This is a genomic window from Microbacterium sp. DMC48 (assembly GCF_056313825.1).
In genome coordinates, this window is the sequence record NZ_JBQUZN010000004.1 from 422,294 (window position 1) to 439,310 (window position 17,017).

Annotated in this window: 19 protein-coding genes and 4 tRNA genes; 12 read left to right on the top strand and 11 right to left on the bottom strand. The window is 66.3% G+C overall.

Annotated features, from left to right (window positions below):
* Window positions 1-2: 2 nt before the first annotated feature.
* The 3 genes from ACT53O_RS07265 to ACT53O_RS07275 all read right to left on the bottom strand — a co-directional run bounded on the left by ACT53O_RS07265 (window position 3) and on the right by ACT53O_RS07275 (window position 3,072).
* The gene (locus tag ACT53O_RS07265; RefSeq protein WP_061683123.1) at window positions 3-1,205 is read right to left on the bottom strand and encodes a thiolase family protein; all 1,203 of its coding nucleotides are present in this window, start codon (window positions 1,203-1,205) and stop codon (window positions 3-5) included.
* Between the two features lie 72 nt (window positions 1,206-1,277).
* The gene (locus tag ACT53O_RS07270) at window positions 1,278-2,474 is read right to left on the bottom strand and encodes a ribonuclease D (protein ID WP_476151656.1); all 1,197 of its coding nucleotides are present in this window, start codon (window positions 2,472-2,474) and stop codon (window positions 1,278-1,280) included.
* On the bottom strand, window positions 2,467-3,072 hold the full coding sequence (locus ACT53O_RS07275; protein WP_036315730.1) for a DUF3000 domain-containing protein: 606 nt from the start codon (window positions 3,070-3,072) through the stop codon (window positions 2,467-2,469). The genes ACT53O_RS07270 and ACT53O_RS07275 overlap by 8 nt, the downstream gene beginning before the upstream one ends.
* A 25-nt stretch (window positions 3,073-3,097) precedes the next feature.
* On the opposite strand from ACT53O_RS07275, the gene ACT53O_RS07280 reads away from it, so the two are divergent.
* The 4 genes from ACT53O_RS07280 to ACT53O_RS07295 all read left to right on the top strand — a co-directional run bounded on the left by ACT53O_RS07280 (window position 3,098) and on the right by ACT53O_RS07295 (window position 7,483).
* On the top strand, window positions 3,098-4,339 hold the full coding sequence (locus ACT53O_RS07280; RefSeq protein WP_476151657.1) for an alpha/beta hydrolase family protein: 1,242 nt from the start codon (window positions 3,098-3,100) through the stop codon (window positions 4,337-4,339).
* Complete coding sequence (zapE, locus tag ACT53O_RS07285) at window positions 4,336-5,364, top strand: cell division protein ZapE (protein ID WP_112931523.1); 1,029 nt, start codon at window positions 4,336-4,338, stop codon at window positions 5,362-5,364. The genes ACT53O_RS07280 and zapE overlap by 4 nt, the downstream gene beginning before the upstream one ends.
* A gap of 191 nt (window positions 5,365-5,555) precedes the next feature.
* Window positions 5,556-6,827: an ammonium transporter gene (locus ACT53O_RS07290; protein ID WP_036315736.1), complete on the top strand. Its 1,272-nt coding sequence runs from the start codon at window positions 5,556-5,558 to the stop codon at window positions 6,825-6,827.
* 89 nt (window positions 6,828-6,916) lie between these two features.
* Complete coding sequence (locus ACT53O_RS07295; protein ID WP_476151658.1) at window positions 6,917-7,483, top strand: type II toxin-antitoxin system PemK/MazF family toxin; 567 nt, start codon at window positions 6,917-6,919, stop codon at window positions 7,481-7,483.
* Window positions 7,484-7,503: 20 nt separating this feature from the next.
* On the opposite strand, the gene ACT53O_RS07300 is transcribed toward ACT53O_RS07295, so the two are convergent.
* From ACT53O_RS07300 to ACT53O_RS07310, 3 genes are all read right to left on the bottom strand, one after another.
* Window positions 7,504-7,851 (bottom strand): YnfA family protein, encoded by a 348-nt coding sequence (locus ACT53O_RS07300; protein ID WP_039416168.1) that lies wholly within the window; start codon window positions 7,849-7,851, stop codon window positions 7,504-7,506.
* Between the two features lie 12 nt (window positions 7,852-7,863).
* Complete coding sequence (locus ACT53O_RS07305) at window positions 7,864-8,331, bottom strand: hypothetical protein (RefSeq protein WP_135949843.1); 468 nt, start codon at window positions 8,329-8,331, stop codon at window positions 7,864-7,866.
* Window positions 8,332-8,415: 84 nt separating this feature from the next.
* Window positions 8,416-8,491: transfer RNA gene (locus ACT53O_RS07310), tRNA-Val, on the bottom strand.
* Between the two features lie 160 nt (window positions 8,492-8,651).
* Between ACT53O_RS07310 and ACT53O_RS07315 the strand changes: the two genes are divergently transcribed.
* The 6 genes from ACT53O_RS07315 (at window position 8,652) to ACT53O_RS07340 (ending at window position 11,160) form a co-directional block, all read left to right on the top strand.
* A tRNA-Gly gene (locus ACT53O_RS07315) sits at window positions 8,652-8,724 on the top strand.
* Between the two features lie 67 nt (window positions 8,725-8,791).
* A tRNA-Cys gene (locus ACT53O_RS07320) sits at window positions 8,792-8,862 on the top strand.
* Between the two features lie 28 nt (window positions 8,863-8,890).
* Window positions 8,891-8,962 (top strand) — tRNA-Val (locus ACT53O_RS07325).
* A gap of 126 nt (window positions 8,963-9,088) precedes the next feature.
* Window positions 9,089-10,012 (top strand): hypothetical protein, encoded by a 924-nt coding sequence (locus ACT53O_RS07330; RefSeq protein WP_476151659.1) that lies wholly within the window; start codon window positions 9,089-9,091, stop codon window positions 10,010-10,012.
* A gap of 93 nt (window positions 10,013-10,105) precedes the next feature.
* On the top strand, window positions 10,106-10,672 hold the full coding sequence (locus ACT53O_RS07335; protein WP_476151660.1) for a Panacea domain-containing protein: 567 nt from the start codon (window positions 10,106-10,108) through the stop codon (window positions 10,670-10,672).
* Window positions 10,669-11,160 carry a GNAT family N-acetyltransferase gene (locus ACT53O_RS07340; RefSeq protein ID WP_476151661.1) on the top strand — a complete coding sequence of 164 codons (492 nt, stop codon included), beginning with the start codon at window positions 10,669-10,671 and terminating at the stop codon, window positions 11,158-11,160. The genes ACT53O_RS07335 and ACT53O_RS07340 overlap by 4 nt, the downstream gene beginning before the upstream one ends.
* 28 nt (window positions 11,161-11,188) lie before the next feature.
* Here ACT53O_RS07340 and ACT53O_RS07345 read toward each other — a convergent pair whose 3' ends face one another.
* On the bottom strand, window positions 11,189-11,482 hold the full coding sequence (locus ACT53O_RS07345) for a hypothetical protein (protein WP_476151662.1): 294 nt from the start codon (window positions 11,480-11,482) through the stop codon (window positions 11,189-11,191).
* A gap of 299 nt (window positions 11,483-11,781) precedes the next feature.
* Between ACT53O_RS07345 and ACT53O_RS07350 the strand changes: the two genes are divergently transcribed.
* Together ACT53O_RS07350 and ACT53O_RS07355 are read left to right on the top strand one after the other, a co-directional pair.
* The gene (locus ACT53O_RS07350) at window positions 11,782-12,012 is read left to right on the top strand and encodes a hypothetical protein (RefSeq protein WP_476151663.1); all 231 of its coding nucleotides are present in this window, start codon (window positions 11,782-11,784) and stop codon (window positions 12,010-12,012) included.
* Window positions 12,013-12,064: 52 nt separating this feature from the next.
* On the top strand, window positions 12,065-12,310 hold the full coding sequence (locus tag ACT53O_RS07355; protein ID WP_476151664.1) for a hypothetical protein: 246 nt from the start codon (window positions 12,065-12,067) through the stop codon (window positions 12,308-12,310).
* Between the two features lie 59 nt (window positions 12,311-12,369).
* Here the strand turns inward: ACT53O_RS07355 and ACT53O_RS07360 are convergent, their stop codons facing one another.
* The 4 genes from ACT53O_RS07360 to ACT53O_RS07375 all read right to left on the bottom strand — a co-directional run bounded on the left by ACT53O_RS07360 (window position 12,370) and on the right by ACT53O_RS07375 (window position 16,873).
* Window positions 12,370-15,063 (bottom strand): phage tail tape measure protein, encoded by a 2,694-nt coding sequence (locus tag ACT53O_RS07360; RefSeq protein ID WP_476151665.1) that lies wholly within the window; start codon window positions 15,061-15,063, stop codon window positions 12,370-12,372.
* Window positions 15,056-15,505, bottom strand: coding sequence for a hypothetical protein (locus ACT53O_RS07365; RefSeq protein ID WP_476151666.1), 450 nt, complete (start codon window positions 15,503-15,505; stop codon window positions 15,056-15,058). Before ACT53O_RS07365 ends, ACT53O_RS07360 begins: the two co-directional genes overlap by 8 nt.
* A gap of 115 nt (window positions 15,506-15,620) precedes the next feature.
* Window positions 15,621-16,469 carry a hypothetical protein gene (locus ACT53O_RS07370; RefSeq protein WP_476151667.1) on the bottom strand — a complete coding sequence of 283 codons (849 nt, stop codon included), beginning with the start codon at window positions 16,467-16,469 and terminating at the stop codon, window positions 15,621-15,623.
* Window positions 16,466-16,873 carry a helix-turn-helix domain-containing protein gene (locus tag ACT53O_RS07375; RefSeq protein ID WP_476151668.1) on the bottom strand — a complete coding sequence of 136 codons (408 nt, stop codon included), beginning with the start codon at window positions 16,871-16,873 and terminating at the stop codon, window positions 16,466-16,468. Before ACT53O_RS07375 ends, ACT53O_RS07370 begins: the two co-directional genes overlap by 4 nt.
* Window positions 16,874-17,017 lie beyond the last annotated feature (144 nt).

Consider the following 17,017-nt stretch of genomic DNA (forward strand, 5'->3'; position numbering starts at 1 on the left):
TCTCAGCGCTTGCGGCCGTTGTAGTGCGGGTTCTCCCAGATGACCGATCCGCCCTGCCCGAGCCCCACGCACATCGCGGTGAGTCCGTAGCGGACATCCGGTCGCTCGGCGAACTGCGCGGCGAGCTGGATCATCAGACGCACACCCGACGCGGCGAGCGGGTGGCCGAGGGCGATCGCCCCACCCCACTGATTGACCCGCGGGTCGTCGTCGGCGATGCCGAAGTGATCGAGCAGGGACAGCACCTGCACGGCGAAGGCCTCGTTCAACTCGAACAGACCGATGTCGTCGATCGTGAGCCCGGCCTTCTTCAGCGCCTTCTCCGTCGACGGGATCGGGCCGATGCCCATGATCTCGGGTTGCACGCCGGCGAAGGCGAAGGAGACCATGCGCATCTTGGGGGTGAGCCCGAGCTCCTTGACGGCACCGCCGCCCGCGAGCAGCGACATCGTGGCGCCGTCGGTCAGCGGCGAGGACGTTCCTGCCGTCACCCGCCCGTGCGGTCGGAACGGCGTCTTCAACGCCGCAAGGTCTTCCATCGTCGTCTGCGGGCGACGGCCCTCGTCCTCCGTGGCCAGGCCCCAGCTTCCCTCGGCATCCTTCACGGCGACGGGAACCAGATCGGGCTGAAACTTGCCGGCCTCGTAGGCGGCCTGCGCCTTGTGCTGGCTGAGCATGCCGAAACGGTCGGAGCGCTCCTTGGTCAGCTGCGGGAACCGGTCGAAGATGCGCTCGGCGGTCACGCCCATGTTCAGCGCACCCGGGTCGACCATCTTCTCCGCCACGAACCGGGGATTCGGGTCGGCGTTCCCGCCGATGGGGTAGTGGCCCATGTGCTCGACGCCGCCGGCGAGGGCGACGTCGTACATGCCGGCGCTGATCGAGGCTCCCATCATGGCGACGCTCGTCATGGCACCGGCGCACATCCGATCGATCGCGAACCCGGGCACGGTCTGCGGCAGGCCGGCGAGGATGGCCACCGAGCGCCCGAGCGTCAGGCCCTGCTCTCCGGTCTGGCTGGTCGCGGCGATGGCGACGTCGTCGACGCGAGCGGCGGGAACAGCGGTGTTCCGGGCCATGAGTCCGATCGTCGCCTTGACCGCGAGGTCATCCGCGCGGGTGTTCCAGTACATGCCCTTCTCGCCGGCGCGACCGAACGGGGTGCGCATTCCATCGACGAAGTAGACGTCCGAGAGCTCGGCCACACTGCCTCCAAGGGTTGAGATTCAGTCCAGCGTACGATGAAACTCAGTCTCACAGAAACGCTTGGATCGATTCTACGACGCGAGGTCGGACGCAGCCTCGGCTGTCTGCACGGATTCGACAAAGGCGCCGGCGATCACCGCCGCCGTGGCCTCGATCTGCCAGGGCCGGGCGCCGTGGGCCGCGAGCGCGTGACCGATGGATGCCGGGTCGATCTCGGCCGGGGGAGCCCATGCGACACGACGCAACGTGTCGGGGGTCAGGAGATTCTCGGTCGGCATCCGCAACTCGACAGCGAGCTGTTCGACGAGCGGGCGCGCCGCCTTCAGTCGGAGGTCGGCTGCCGGGTTGCGCTCCGCCCACGCGCGCGGGGGCGGCATCCCGTCGCCGGACGCGCGCTCGGCGGGCAGCGCGGGATCGGCACGGCCCGCCTCGATCGCGGCCCACCAGCGGTCGAGCTGACTGCGGCTCGCTCGGCCGGTGAAGTCCTTGACGCGGGCGAGGTCCTGCTTGGTCTTGGGGTCGGCGATGACGACGGCCACCAGCGCCCGATCCGGGACGAGCCGACCGGGCGAAGTGTCCTGCTCGCGCGCGTACTCCTCCCGCGCGATCCACAGGGCCCGAGCGACGGCGAGGGCGCGGCGACCGCGCACGGTGTGCAAACCGCTGAGGCGTCGCCAGGGCTCCTCGCGAGCGGGCTTGACGGGCCGCGTGCGCACCGTCTCGAACTCCTGAGCCGCGATGTCGGTCTTTCCCTGCTCCTCGAGCTCGTCGCGCAGCACGTCGAAGACGTCGACCAGATGCAGCACGTCCAGCGCGGCGTACTCGAGCCAGGGCTGCGGAAGCGGACGGGTCGACCAGTCCGCCGCCGAATGCGCCTTCGCGAGGGTGATCCCCAGGGCGTCCTCGACGACGGCGCCGAGGCCGACCCGCTCATGCCCGAGCAGACGTGCAGCGAGTTCGGTGTCGAAGATCTGCGGCGGCTCGAGGTGCTCTTCGCGCAGCGACGGGAGGTCTTGGCTCGCGGCGTGGAGGATCCAGGTGATGCCACCGATCGCATCCTGCAACGGCGAAAGATCGCCCACCGCCGGCGGGTCGATGAGGAAGACGCCGGCGTCGCGCCGGTACACCTGGATGAGGTACGCCCGCTGGGAGTATCGGAAGCCGGATGCACGCTCCACGTCGACGGCGACGGGGCCGGTGCCCGCGGCGAGCCCGGTGGCGGCGGCGGCGAGCCCGGCGGCATCCGTGATGACGTCGTACTCAGCCACGCGTTCCCCTTCCTGATGCACCCCGCTGCGAACCGAACACGGCGATGCCCTCTGATCCCGGCGGCAGACCCGCCAGCATGCACACGAGCTCCGCCCACGCCTCCACGTGGGCGCTCAGGTCGCCCGCGGGCGTCCAGGACGACCGCAACTCGATCTGCGCCCCGTCACCCTCCTCGGCGAGCGAGCCGAACCCCTTCGACAGGGTCTTGGTCGCCGTTCCGGACTCTGCATGGAAGGCCGCCCCGCGCGTCTGAAGCGCATCGACGAGCCATGACCAGGCGACGTCCGCGAGCAACGGGTCGACGCCGATCTCGGGTTCGAGCGGAGCTTGCGCAAAACACACGATACGCCACGGACCGCCCCAGGAGTCCGGTTCGGCCGGGTCGTGCATGAGGACGAAGCGCCCGGTTCCATACGGCGAGTCCAGCCCGTCCGCATCCGGACGGACGTCTCCCGCGAAGGCGATCGCCTCCGGGGCGAGGCTCGTCGGGGCGGCGATCTCACGCACGGAGAAGTCGGACCGGAAGGTCAGGGACCGCAGCTGTTCTGCGGCGCGCGCGAAGGCCGGTGTCTCAGCGGCGGGACGGGTGTCATCCACGGTCACAGACTAGGATGGGCCCACGATGAAGGCACCCAGGCGCGCCGCCCTCGGCGCCTCACGAATCGGCGCTCCGGCCACCCTGCGGATGCTTGCCCTCTTCCTTGCGGCGGCGTTGTTGGCAACGGCCGCGATGGCATTCGCCGTCGCCCTGCGCATGGCCCGACGCGTGGTCACGCCGTCACGGCGCGTGCCCGACACGCGCATCGTCGACATCGACGTGCCCGCCCAGACCATCACGCTGGCGCGCACGCCCGACACGGTGCTGCCGGGGCGCTACGGCCTGTTCACGACCGGCTCGGCCGACTATCTCAAAGTGGGCTCTGTGCTGGCCAGCGACGGCGAGACCGTCAAGCGGAAGCTCCTCACGCAGGTCGGCGGCGAATCGAGCCTCGCCGCCGATGCGGCGTTCAGCGGCTGGTATTACGAACGGCCGGAAGAGCTCCATCTGCCTTTCACGCACGAGCACGTGCCTGCCGCGATCGGCGCCTGCCCGGCCTGGCTGTTCCCGGCCGAGCCGCGGAGCGACGCGGACCACGAGACCTGGGTCATCCAGATCCACGGTCGTGGCACGACGCGAGCCGAATGCCTGCGCGCAGTGCCGGTGTTCCACGCCCTGGGCATCACGTCGCTCGTCGTGTCGTACCGCAACGACGGTGAGGCTCCGCGCAGCCGTGCCGGAGCCTACGCGCTCGGCGCCACCGAGTGGCGCGACGTCGATGCCGCCGTCAGCTGGGCCCTGCGCCATGGTGCCCGCCGCATCGTGCTGATGGGCTGGTCGATGGGGGGTGCGATCGCCCTGCAGACGTCGCTCGGGTCCGCACATCGCGAGCAGATCGAAGGGGTCATCCTCGATTCACCCGTCGTCGACTGGCGCACCGTCCTCACCTACCAGGCCCGGGCGCTGCACGTGCCCACGCCGGTGACCGATCTGGCGATGGGGGCCCTCCGCACCGGATGGGCGGCTCCCGCCATCGGCGCCGACGGACCCATTCCGCTCGACCGGCTCGACATCGTGGCGCGCGCCGCCGAACTGCGCCACCCCGCCCTGATCCTGCACAGCGACGATGACGGATTCGTTCCGTCGAGCGCATCGCATCGTCTGGCCGATGCACGCCCCGATCTCGTCGAGTTGCAGGTGTTCCGCACCGCCAGACACACCAAGCTCTGGAACTACGACCAGCAGCGCTGGACCGACGCGATCGGCGATTGGCTGCGCGCACACGACCTGGTGAGCGCACCGGCGGTCGACGAGGGAGAACGATGACATCCACCGACTCCGGCACGATTCGCCTCGTCGATCGTCAGCCGGCGGTGTCCGGTGCAGAGATGGTCGCCGCACTCGTGCCGCCGCCGCAGTTCGACGGTGCGACCTTCGACACGTATCGCGCCGATCCGTCTTTTCCTTCGCAGCAGGAGGCCAAGGAACGGCTCATCGCGTTCAGCCTCGGCGGGGGTCCGGCTGAGCGCGGCGGACTCTTCCGCCGCGCGAAGAAGGTGCCGGAGATGAAGCCGGGCGTGTATCTCGACGGCGGGTTCGGCGTCGGCAAGACCCATCTGCTCGCGGCCATCTATCACGCGATGCCGGCGCGACGGAAGTACTTCGGATCGTTCATCGAGTACACCGCGTTGGTCGGAGCACTCGGGTATCAGAAGACGGTCGAGCTCTTCCGCGGAGCGGACCTGCTGTGCATCGACGAGTTCGAGCTCGACGACCCGGGTGACACCATGGTGATGACCCGGCTGCTGGGGGAGCTGGTCCCCACCGGCACGCGGCTCGCGGCGACATCGAACACCCCGCCCAATGCGCTCGGCGAAGGGCGATTCGCCGCGCAGGACTTCCTCCGCGAGATCCACGCCATGGCATCGAGCTTCGAGACCATCCGCATCGACGGCACCGACTACCGTCAGCGCGCCCTCGATGGGCACGCCGAGGTGTGCGACGACGACGCCTACCGCGCGGCGATCGATGGCGCCGCGGCATCCGGTGTCGTCTCGGACGACGCCTTCGCCGAACTGATCCGCCATCTCGCGACCGTGCACCCTTCGCGCTACGTGCGCCTGATCGAGAACCTGTCGATGATCGGCCTGCGTGACGTGATCACTCTTCAGGACCAGTCCGCCGCGCTGCGCTTCGTCGCCTTCGTGGACCGGGCATACGACGCGCAGATCCCGGTGCGCGCGACCGGTCGCCCCCTCGACGAGGTCTTCGGCGAAGAGATGCTCGCGGGCGGCTATCGCAAGAAATACCTGCGCGCGATCTCACGCCTCAACGCGCTCACGCATTCCTGATCGCCCTCAGCGGCGAAGCCCGCCACCCCGAAACGTGATGTTTACCTGGACGCGGCGCGCGTAACCAACGCGAAACACGACGCGGATACCGGCGGTAACCGCGTACCGCAACACTGAGTGCGCTGGGACGTCCCGACCCCGAAACCGCGGCGACCCGGTCCGAGTTACACAACACATCAGTGAGGACCTTCATGGACAGCGGAAATCTCGCTTGGTATATCGCCGCTACGGCTCTCGTGCTCTTTATGACGCCGGGCGTGGCTTTCTTCTACGGCGGCCTCGTCAAGGCGAAGAGCGTCATCAGCATGATGATGATGAGCTTCGGCGCGATGGGTCTCGTCGCGGTGCTCTGGATCCTCTACGGATACAACATGCAGACCGCCGACTGGTGGGGCGGCATCCTGGGCAACCCCTTCTCCGATTTCGGCCTCGGCGCGATGGCGACCGGTGAGAACGCGACCGTGAACCTCACGGCCGTCGCCTACGGCGCCACCTTCGCGATCATCACCGTGGCCCTCATCTCCGGCGCCATCGCCGACCGCGCCCGCTTCGGCTCATGGATGATCTTCGCGTTCTTCTTCGCGACGATCGACTACTTCGCCGTCGCCGGCTGGGTGTGGAACACCAACGGCTGGATCTTCAACCTCGGAACCACCCTGGGCTTCTCGACCGAGGTGATCGACTACGCCGGTGGAACCGCTGTCCACATCAACGCCGGTGCAGCCGCGCTCGCTCTCGCCCTGGTGCTCGGCAAGCGCGTCGGCTTCCAGAAGGGCATCCACAAGCCGCACAACGTGCCGCTGGTGATGCTGGGAGCAGCGATCCTGTGGTTCGGCTGGTTCGGCTTCAACGCCGGCGCCGCGGCCTTCTACGCCGCTCCCGAGGGCACGAGCGGTGACATCCTCTCCGGCATCGCCGGCGTCGGCTCGCCCGCCGGCCTCATCGTGCTGAACACGCTGGGCGCCACCGCGGCGGCCATCCTCGGTTGGGCGATCGTCGAGAAGCTCAAGGACGGCAAGCCGACCGCCGTCGGCGCCGCCTCGGGTGCCGTCGCCGGCCTCGTCGCCATCACGCCCTCCTGCGCCAACCTGGCGCCGGGCTGGTCGCTGCTGCTCGGCATCATCGCCGGCGCGGTCTGCGCCCTCGCGGTCGAGCTCAAGTGGCGTCTCGGCTTCGACGACTCGCTCGACGTCGTGGGTGTCCACCTCGTCGGTGGTCTGATCGGAACGCTCTACCTCGGCTTCTTCGCCACGGGCACGGGCCTGTTCCTCGGCGGCAACGCCGAACAGCTGATCCTCCAGGCGATCGCGGCGGTCACCGTGCTGGTCTTCTCGTTCGTCGTCGCCTACGTGCTCGGTTTCATCATCGAGAAGACGATCGGCTTCCGCGTCAAGAACGAGGACGAGATCGCCGGTATCGACACCGTCGTGCACGGCGAAGAGGGCTACGCGCTCGTCGACTGACTCGCATCCATCGAAGGGGCGTCGGATCTCACGGTCCGGCGCCCCTTCGCCGTCCGAAGACGTGCGACAGCGGTTGGTAGCGTGAAGCCATGGCATCTCGCGACGGCCGCGGCCCCCTGACGTCCCTCGTTCGGGGGATCCTCGGCCTCCTCGGTGGCCGCTCACGCTCCTCGGCGCCGGCGAAGAGTCCCCGGTCGCGCCCCACCACCACCACACCCGCGCTCAGTCCCGGTCAGGGCGGGCAGACGGCGACCCGCGAGGTCCGCCCACCGGTGCGGGGCAGGCTGACGATCACATACGCCCCGCAGCGCGACGGCGCTCCCGATGCCGGCGAGATCGTGTGGACCTGGGTGCCATACGAGGAGAACGACGGGCGCGGCAAGGACCGCCCCGTACTGGTGATCGGCCACGACGGGGCCGACCGTGTGTTCGCGGTTCGTTTGACCAGCAAGGCGCACGACGGCGACCGCGACTACCTCTCCATCGGCACCGGGCCGTGGGACTCGCAGGGCCGCCCCTCGTGGGTCGACATCGAGCAGCTCTACAGCGTGCACGTGCGAGGGATGCGGCGCGAGGCCGCAGCACTGGATCGCCGACGGTTCGGCGCCGTCGCCGCGGCTCTGCAAGGGCGCTACGGCTGGCTGAACGAGGTCTGAGGCGGCGGGGGCTTCGGGGGCTACTCCGAAGCGCGCTGGAGCGCAGGGGCGAAGATGATGATCGCGGCGCCGAGCAGGGCCACAGCCGAGCCCACATAGTCCCACAGCGTGGGTTTGAAGCCGTCGATCACGATTCCCCATGCGAGCGAGCCCGCGACGAAGACACCGCCGTACGCGGCCAGCACACGGCCGAAGTGCGCATCGGGCTGGAAGGCCGCGACGAACCCGTAGCCACCGAGGGCGATCACGCCGAGGACGGCGAAGAGCCAGCCCCGATTCTCGCGCACCGACTGCCAGATGAGCCAGGCGCCGCCGATCTCGGCGATCGCCGCGAGGACGAACAGAACGATGATCCGCGCGGTGGTCATCACGCCAGTGTGTCAGGCTGGCGTGTCGGTCGTGTTTCCCACTCCCGTGCGCGATCGCCTCGGCATCCGCGCGAAGAAGGGCTGCGGCCAGGCGCCGAGCGCCAGCACGGCGAGCACCGTCTGCACCAGCCCGGTGAGGAAGTACACGCCGTGCAGCGGCGACCACACCAGCAGCAGGGCGATCTCGACGAAGATCCAGATCATCATCACGAGACCGGATGCCGCATGCAGCCCCCACGCGAGCACGTACCGTCGTCGCTGCGCGATGAGCGTCACCAGCTGAGTGCCGCCGACGACGACGCCCAGGATGAGTCCCGGCCACGCCCAGGAGGCAAAAGGCGTGCGCGCGAGCCATTCGTTTGGCATTCCGACACTGTCGCCGCCCGCGACCACGAGGAGCACACAACCGGCGAGAGCCGAGACCAAATTGAAGAGGGCGACGACCACCAGCGTCACGCGGATGCCGGGGGAGACGCTCATGACCGCGACGCTACGCGGCGTGCGGTGCCGGGCGTCCGGCGGAACGCCGTGAATAGAAAACCCCCGGCTGAGCCGGGGGTTCGATGGTGGGCGATACCAGACTCGAACTGATGACCTCTTCCGTGTGAAGGAAGCGCGCTACCAACTGCGCCAATCGCCCAAGACCCGTGCGGGCCGAGACTCGATGCTACCGGATGCCGGGCTCCGGCACGAATCGTCCGGCATACGACACACCGGGACACGCGCGGGGCGCGCTCAGTTTTGCGATGGCGAAATAGTCGGCTAAAGTCGATCAAGTTCCCGGGGCAACCAGGGAGCACGCGGATGTAGCGCAGTTGGTAGCGCATCACCTTGCCAAGGTGAGGGTCGCGAGTTCGAGTCTCGTCATCCGCTCAAGTGCAGGGATCGTTTTTCGAAGCGATCACGGCACGTGGGGTCAAACCACACGGTTAATCCACACGGTGGCGTGGCCGAGCGGCTAGGCACCGGCCTGCAAAGCCGTTTACACGGGTTCGAATCCCGTCGCCACCTCGCCTCATAACTGAATAAGCCTGTATAGGCGCGATTGGCGCAGCGGTAGCGCGCTTCCCTGACACGGAAGAGGTCACTGGTTCGATCCCAGTATCGCGCACAAGAACAACCCCGGTCAGCCGGGGTTTTTTTGTGCCCGAATGCGGGCCGGGCAACATCTGGGCAATATCGGTCCGCGACCTCGGGCAATAGTGCAACTGCTCCGCTGTGTGACTAGAACCGCAGTATGACCAGGGAAAAGTCCACGGCTCCGGCCGGAACAACACAGGATCTCGAGTTCCTCGCAGAAACTTCGTCGATCGCCATCGGCCCGGGGGGAGAGACGGCCGAGTACGTGTTCGTCACGCCCGAGGTGGCGGCGGAGTGGTTGGCACGCAACATCGACCGCAACCGCAACGTGAAGAAGAGCCGCATCAACGGGTACGTACGTGACATCCAGTCCGGCAACTGGGTGCTCACGGGCGAAGCCATCAAGTTCGATGTCGACGGGCAGCTGATCGACGGGCAGAACCGTTGTCACGCGATCGTGGCCGCCGGTTGCGGCGCGTGGGTACTCGTCGTTCGGGGGATCAGCCAGGAAGCCCTTGTGGTGTTGGACTCTGGGTCGGCGCGGAACACGGGGGACATGCTCGTCATCACCGGCCTGTCCGAGCGTGCGGACGCGAAGGACGTCGGTGCGATCGCTCGGCTCCATGTCGCGTGGAAGAAGGGCGACGTGAAGCATGCGGCATCCCACATTGGTGGGAGCGCGCAGCTGACGAAGACGGAGATGGCCGAAGCAGTCATGTCGATCTCTGATATTGACTTCGCCGCCCGGTTCGCCCGCAACGTGTACAGGTACATTCGTCTGCCCGTGAGCGCGCTCGGCGTCGCGTTCCTCGAGTTCTCCGCCATCGACGTGGACGACACAGCAGAGTTCTTCAACCGCATCCGCGATGGCATCCAGACGGGCCCGGGAGACCCCTTCCTGACACTTTCCCGACGTGTGGCATCCGACCTGCAGGCCGGCGCGTCCCGACGCATCCTCCCGGGGCAGGCCCTGTTCTACCTGTTCCGGACTTGGAACGCGTACCGCGGGGGAGAGACCCTCCTGAAGCTGCAGATCGGATCGCCGCAGGCGGGATTCTCGCCGATCCCGCAACTGCGGTGACCGCCTTCTGCTCAGTGGCGATCCAGCCTGATCGCAGTTCAGTGGCGTACTGTTTTTTGTGGTACACAAATGACACTGCTAGGAGGTGACCACATGCCTGACGAAATCGTTGTATCTCACGACATCGCCCCGATGGACGCTGCTGCGTTCCTTGTCAGCCTCGACCAACTTCAGTCGGAGCCCGACATGACTCCCCTCAAGCTTCAGAAATTGCTCTACATCGCTCAGGCAAACTACTTGGCGTCCACCGGCCGGCGTCTCTTCTCTGCCAACGTCGAAGCGTTTGAGCACGGCCCACTCGTTTACCACGTGTGGCGGGAGTACATGGGTCACGATGTGATTAGGCCCAACGCGCACCCTCGTGGGGCGGACGTACCGACGGACGTCGAGAGCTTCCTTTCAGCGGTCTGGCAACGCTTCGGGTCCAAAAGTGCCTCGTGGTTGCGGGGCTACACTCACGCCCAGACGCCGTGGCAGAACCACTACGACCCGCACGGGTTCCGGTGCGTCATCCCCGATGCCGAGATGCGCGAGTACTACCGCCAGCGCGTGCCCGCGCGCGAGCGTGTGCTCCATGATTCGGTGGTAACCGTCCCTGCGGCGATGCTTGAGGCCGACGACGACGCCGAGGCACAGTTGCTCGCGTTCCTACGGGGATGACATTCACGACTGCCGAGTTAGCCTTCGAAGGCGAGCTAACGGATTTTGAGTGCGGTCTCGAATCAGTCGACGATTGGTTCCGCAATCGCGCATGGAATGCTCGACAGTTTGTTGCAACTCACGTGTGCAAAGTCGGGGCCGATCGTGTGGCCTGCTTCGCGTTGCGGCACGTGATCGTTGAAGTGACAGACCTTCCGAGTCTGTTCCGAGCGGGCGCCAGCAATGGCCGGTCTATCGGCATCTTGCTAGCTCAGATGGGCGTCGAGTCGGCCCATCAGGGTGCAGGTTACGGCAAGGAAACCGTCAGGGAAGCTATGCGTGTAGCTGCGAGAATCCACGCTGCGAGCCCGGTTCAACTCTTCGTTGTCGACGCCGAGAACGAAGAGCTGGTCCCCTTCTACGAAGGCATGGGCCTCCGACGAATCCCCAACACATTTCGGCTGATGGCGCCAATGTCCCGAATTGTGCGCGCGTTGGCCGCCGCCTAACCGGCCATTCTGCTCAGGTGCGGCCCGCTTAACGCTTCGTGACTGCGTTGCGCCACACGACTGTGTCCCGCTGCCCGCGTTCGCTGTACCACTCGACGATCACGACCCGATCGTTCCACCCCTTCGCGAACGCCGCGATCCTCGTCGCCGGCCCTTCAGGCCACGTGATCCACACCCACACTGAGGGGCGCTTCTTGGCCCACTCGATCGGGTTGGGCCCGTACGCCTGCTGGGGGAGCGTACAAGGGCTCTGAGGGCTGTTCGCGAGCTTCTCTGCCGCGATCTTGTCGTAGTACTCGGAGTAGCGCTTCGACGTGCCCAACCGGATTCTCCTGTCCTCCGGCCGAGGAGATCAGGATAGAAGGTCGCCACCGACATCAGCCACCGCGGATACCGCGGAAGCTGTCTGCGCCCGTCGGGCGCTCCACCCACGGGGAAGGGTCGGAGTGGCCGCACCCTCGACAGACATATGCGGACCAGGCGCGATGCATAACCGTCCCGCAGGAAGGGCAGCGCGGCTCAGCGAGGTAGTCATCGTCCATGGCCCACCAGAGTACCGGCGCAGTTACTCCGACCAACTGGAGTATCCACGTTGGACGCCCGCGGGCTACTCTCTGGACTATGGCGCTGATCAAGAAGCTCATCTATGGGTCTGAGGAGTTCCGCCTCGCGGACGACACCGACGTCAATGACCTCATGGCGAAAGTAGAGCTCGCGCTCAGCGGAGGAACAACCCGCTGGGTCGAGTTCGAAACGAGCAAGAGAACGGAGCGCATCATCGTTACGCCCGGCGTACCCATACGTTTGCAGACCTACGAGCCCCAGCCGGTGCGCACCGCCCGAGTTCTCTGAGCACGAAGCGGAAGAGAGCATCGTGCGCATACGTGAATGGCTGGATATGCGCGTGCAGATCATCAGCGCGATCCAAGACGGGAACCCATCCGCACCCGGGCAGCTGAATGCTCTGCAAACCGGACTAGCGGACCTCTTCTACGCCCTCATGCTGATGGACGAGCGGATGAGTCAGATAGAGCTTCGCCTCGGCATGACGCCTGTCGAGATCCCTACCAAGACTGACTATCTCCCTGAGCTCGTCGCGCGTCTGCAGCATGCGGAGCGCCCGGATGGAACGGACGATCGGAGGGCCTGACCGCAGGACCACAGCGATAGCTGCCAACACACCGGTTCTCCGTCCAACTCGGTTGGTCATCAGGAGCTCCGGGCTGCGAAGGTGATACGTTCTGCGGCGATGCGGGCGACTTCCCGTTCAGACATTCCCGGTTGAGGGTTGATGATCTGGTGAACGGTGACGCCCGCGGCTTGCTGCTGCGGTGCCGAGATGAATACGGGTTGGGCGTACTGCGGTGTGGTGATGTAGCCGGCGTACGGGTGGGGTGTGCTGCCGTAGTTGATTGCGTCCAGCATTGAGCGGTGTCGGGCGGCGGCTTCGGCTTTGACGACGTACTCCCCGTTGGAGAGGAGCGCGGGGATGCTGTCGCTTGTGCTGGTGCCGGGTCCGTAGACGGGGCCGCCGGATGCGCGTTGGACGGGGTCGGAGCGCAGCCCTCCGTAGACGCGGTCGCCGACGACGACCTGGTCGGTGGTGAGTTTGAGGGTGATGGTGCGGCCGTCGTATGTGCGGATGAACGTGTCGATGGTGGTGCGGGCGGCGGCGGTTTCGGCGATCATCTTCCACTGGGTTTCGGAGGGGATGCGGAAGATCTGGTCGGCGAGGGCTTGGGCTGCCTCGGCGTTGTAGCCGAGTTGTTGTGCCCGGTCGACGAGGGTTTGCCGGCTGTTCTCGAGCGTTGCGCGGTATCCGTCGGTGTTGCCGTCGAGGGCGAACTGCGCGTCGGCGGCGTCCCGCGCTTTCTGGGCGAGGTCGACGAGGAGTGCCATGTTGTCGCGTCCGGCTTGGGTGGACTCGTCGAGGGTGGCGTTGTACCCGTCGACACCATCTGCGGCTTTCTGGATGGTGTCGTCGATCTTGGCGAGGGAGTCGCGGTAGTTGAGGTTCGCGGTGATCGCGTCCTGCCCGACTCCGTTGGCTTTGTTGATCGTGTCGATCAGGCTGTTGAGCTTGTCGCTGAGGTCCTGCACGTTGTTGGACGCGTCGAGGTACGCGTCGGCGGCGTCCTTGGTGCTGTCGGTGTTGCGGTTGGTGGTGCCGGTGAGGGACTTCTGCGCTTCTGCGGCGTCTTTCGAGCTTTGGGCGGTGTCGTCCTGTGCGCCGCGGAGCTGCTGCACCTTCTCGGTGAGTTGCTGCATCGCGATACCGAACTCGACACCCTGCCCCTTGTCGTCGTAGGCGGCTTGGACGCGTTCTTTGAACTTGTCGAACTCTGCGGCGCTACCGGTGACGGCTTTGGTGACCTCGTCGATGGAGATCCCGAGCTTGCGGGCGTTGTCGACCGCGGAGCCACGATCCATCCACAAGAAGCTGTCTTTGAGGGCGAGCTGTTCAGCGATGAACTTCTGCGCCGCCTTCTCGCCCTGAGCGAGTGCATCCGCATACGCCTCCGCCCTGGCGCGCGCTTCCGCTTGTGCTTGCGCGAGAGCTCCGACGATGGCGAACACACCGCCGATCGCGAGAGCTGCACCGCCGGCCGCGAGGCCGACGGTCTTCAGGCTCAGCCCGGTGACCGCGAGCGCATTCTTGAACTCTGCGATCTTCGGGACAGCGAGCAGCGCGGAGCCTCCCGCAAGGCTGATCGCCGCTGCGGCACCGCCGGCGGCGAGGACGGCGGCTTGGGCAGGTTCGGGGAGCTGGTTGTACATGTCGACGAGTCCGGTGAGGCCCTGCACGAGCGCGCGGAGGGAGTCGTTCGCGGCACCACCGGTCTGGATGAGCGCGGTGTCCATCGCCCCGCCGAGGGCTTCAATGTCACCCTTGAGATTGTCGAGCCGCATCCGTGCGGTTTCGGCGGCGTAACCCTGATCGTTGACTGCGTCGGTCCACTTCGTGATGCCCTTCGCGCCCTCGGTGTAGAGGACGTTCGCGGCGCGGACGGCGTCGGAGCCGAAGATGATCGACATGGCGGCGTTGCGCGCTTCGGGGGTGAGCCCGGACATGGCCTGCTGGAGGTTGCCGGCGAACTTCTCCATCCCGATGAAGTTTCCCGACGCGTCGTACGCGCTGATCCCGAGCTCCTTCATCTTGTCCGACGCTTCCTTCGACTGCGGAGTGAGACGCTGCAGCATCGTCTTGAACGACGTTCCGGCGTCGGAGCCGAGGAGACCCTGGGAGGCGAACGCCGCGAGCGTGGCGGTGGTCTCCTCGATCGACAGCCCGGTTGCCGCGGCGACCTGACCTCCTTGAGCGAGCGCCTGCGACAGATCGGAGACGTCACCCATCGCCTTGCCCGCGCCCGCCGCGAGAAGGTCAGCGACGTGGGACATGTCCGAGCCGCGGAGGTTGAACACCTTCAGGGCGGTGGCGGCGATACCGGCGGCGTCGGCAACGTTCAGCCCACCGGCCGCGGCGAGATCCAACGAGGCCGACAGCCCGCCGGAGAGGATGTCGGCGGTGGAGACGCCGGCCTTGGAGAGCTCTTCGATCGCGTTCGCGGCTTCGGTGGCAGAGAACACTGTGGACGCGCCCGCCTCGAGTGCCGCATCCCGCAGCTGCCCCATGCCCGCCGCAGTTTCGTGCGTCGCGGCTTCGACGTTTGACATGGCCTGGTCGAACTCGGCGAACCGTGCGATCGCCACCCCGATGCCGGCGGACAGGAGAGCACCCATCGCGACGCCCGCACGACCCACCTGGCTGAACGACTCGCGCGCCTGAGCAAGCTTCTCCGACTCGGTGCCAAGCTCACGGGTCTTCTGCGCCGCCTCTTCGAACCGCCTTCTGAAATCCCCGATCTCCGCCAGCAGACGGACCTTGACGACACGTTCACCCATGACGCTTCTTCCTCTCGCGCAGCGCGATCAACGCCGCTTTCTCCTCTTCCGGGGCGCCGACGTGAATCCACCACAACGCCGCGACCACGTCCTCACGATCCGACGCGGTAAAGACCCTCAGCACCCGCTCCCACTGATCCGGGGTCGGATGCTCACCGTTGATCACGATTCGATCCACCGGATACCGGGCCAGCACCTCATCGGTGTTGCAGCCGAGCTTCGCGTCCTGCGTGTTCCCCGGACGGGGCAGCCAGCATGCGATCTGGTTCCACTCGCCGCCGTTGATCTCCGTCAACGTCATCAATGCGATCGACTTACCGAACACCACCTCGACGTCGATGGTTTCCATCTCGCGGCGCATCGCCGCTTCAAGGTCCGCATCGAACCCGGTCAACGGCGGTTTCGGATTTGCTTCCTCCAGCAGTGCATCAATCCCACTCACGTCATCTCCCTTTCAAACCAGCGAACTGAAACGTTTTGAACCTGACAGACCAAAAATTGCCCTCCCCGGCGGTCATTTGGGGATCGGCTTCGGAGGGGCGCCCCCCACCCTTCTGTCAGACCGTGGTGAGGTCGACGTAGCCCTCGCGGGCGAGCGTTGTGGTGCTGAGGCTGGGTGACGTGATGATGCGTTCAACAATGTTCCGGTCGTAGTTGAAGACGAGTTCGAATGCCTCGGCGGCTTTCACTCGGTCTGAGGCGGTCGCGACGGCGGGCGAGACCTCGACGAGTGTGTCCGTGATGACGTCCTGATCGTCCCGCTCACCGGTTCGAGTCAGTTCAGTCGTGATGAGGCTTCGGCCTTCTGTGACGATCGCGCTGAACTCGTAAGGGTCGGTGGTGGCGCGGAGCCGTGCGGCTACCGCCCGGTGTATGTGCATGCCGCTCTGTACGTTCGCGAGGATTTCGCTTCGGACTCGGTCCCATGCGCGGCTGATGCGCATTTCGGTGAGCAACGGATCGTTGGATGGCGTGAGAGCCGCTCTGGCAAGCTCAGCATCGAAGAGGCCGCGGGTCGCCTTGACGAACTGAGCCACCTGTGTCGTTGCCTTCTCTAGTCGGGCTGTCCACGAGCCTGCGGCGACCAAGATGCCGATCTTTTCGAGGGCTAGTTCCTGGCTGCCACGGCCTTCGATCGGGTCGGCTCGGATGCCTGCGGTCTTCTCGTAGAAGTCGTCGACGATACTTCGGAGGCTCGCGTCTGCGGTAGCAGCGATCTGGGATGTCGCGGGGATGGCACTCCAGCCATGTCGTTCCCCGTACTTGATCGCTGCCGTCGCGAGCGCGTCATCGCCGGCCGCGATTGCGCGGGCGTACTTATCCTGGAGCGCTCGCTCGGAGTGCACCCATCGGTCGAGTTGCGCGTATGCGTCTTGGTAAGTGATCTGGGTGAAGATGTCGCTCATCTCGTTCCCCTTCTGTCTCGGTAGTGGGCGAGTGATTCTCGGTTGATTCGCCATCGTCCTTCGGCGTTTGTGGCGTGTAGGTGTCCGCGTTGGATGGCCTGACGTACACCTCGGTCGGTCATGCCGAGCTGTGTTGCTGCTTGGCTGGTACTGAACCATTGGGGCGAGTCTGCGGCTTGTTCCGGCACTGTTGCATCCCTTGTTCCGGTCGCGGAACTGATCCAGGCCCGGGCGGCGACTCGCATGGCCACGAGGACGGCGTCGACTTCGGGGTCTATGCCGCGATGATCCGCCCGGAATCCGTCGAGGCCCGCTCGAATGCCGAGGTACGCACAGACGCGCGCCGGCACGACGACGACAGGGCCACGCTCGCCGTGCACGTAGTGGGTTGCGTCGCGGGTCATGGCAGCCACCCGCGTCGTTGCACCTGCGGGAACACGGGGCACGTGTCTTCGTGCATCGCCTGCACGACCGGCTCGTTTGTGACCGGGTTGATGACGACACGGGTCCAGGGGATGCACGTCTTGCACGCCTCAAGCCACACACGG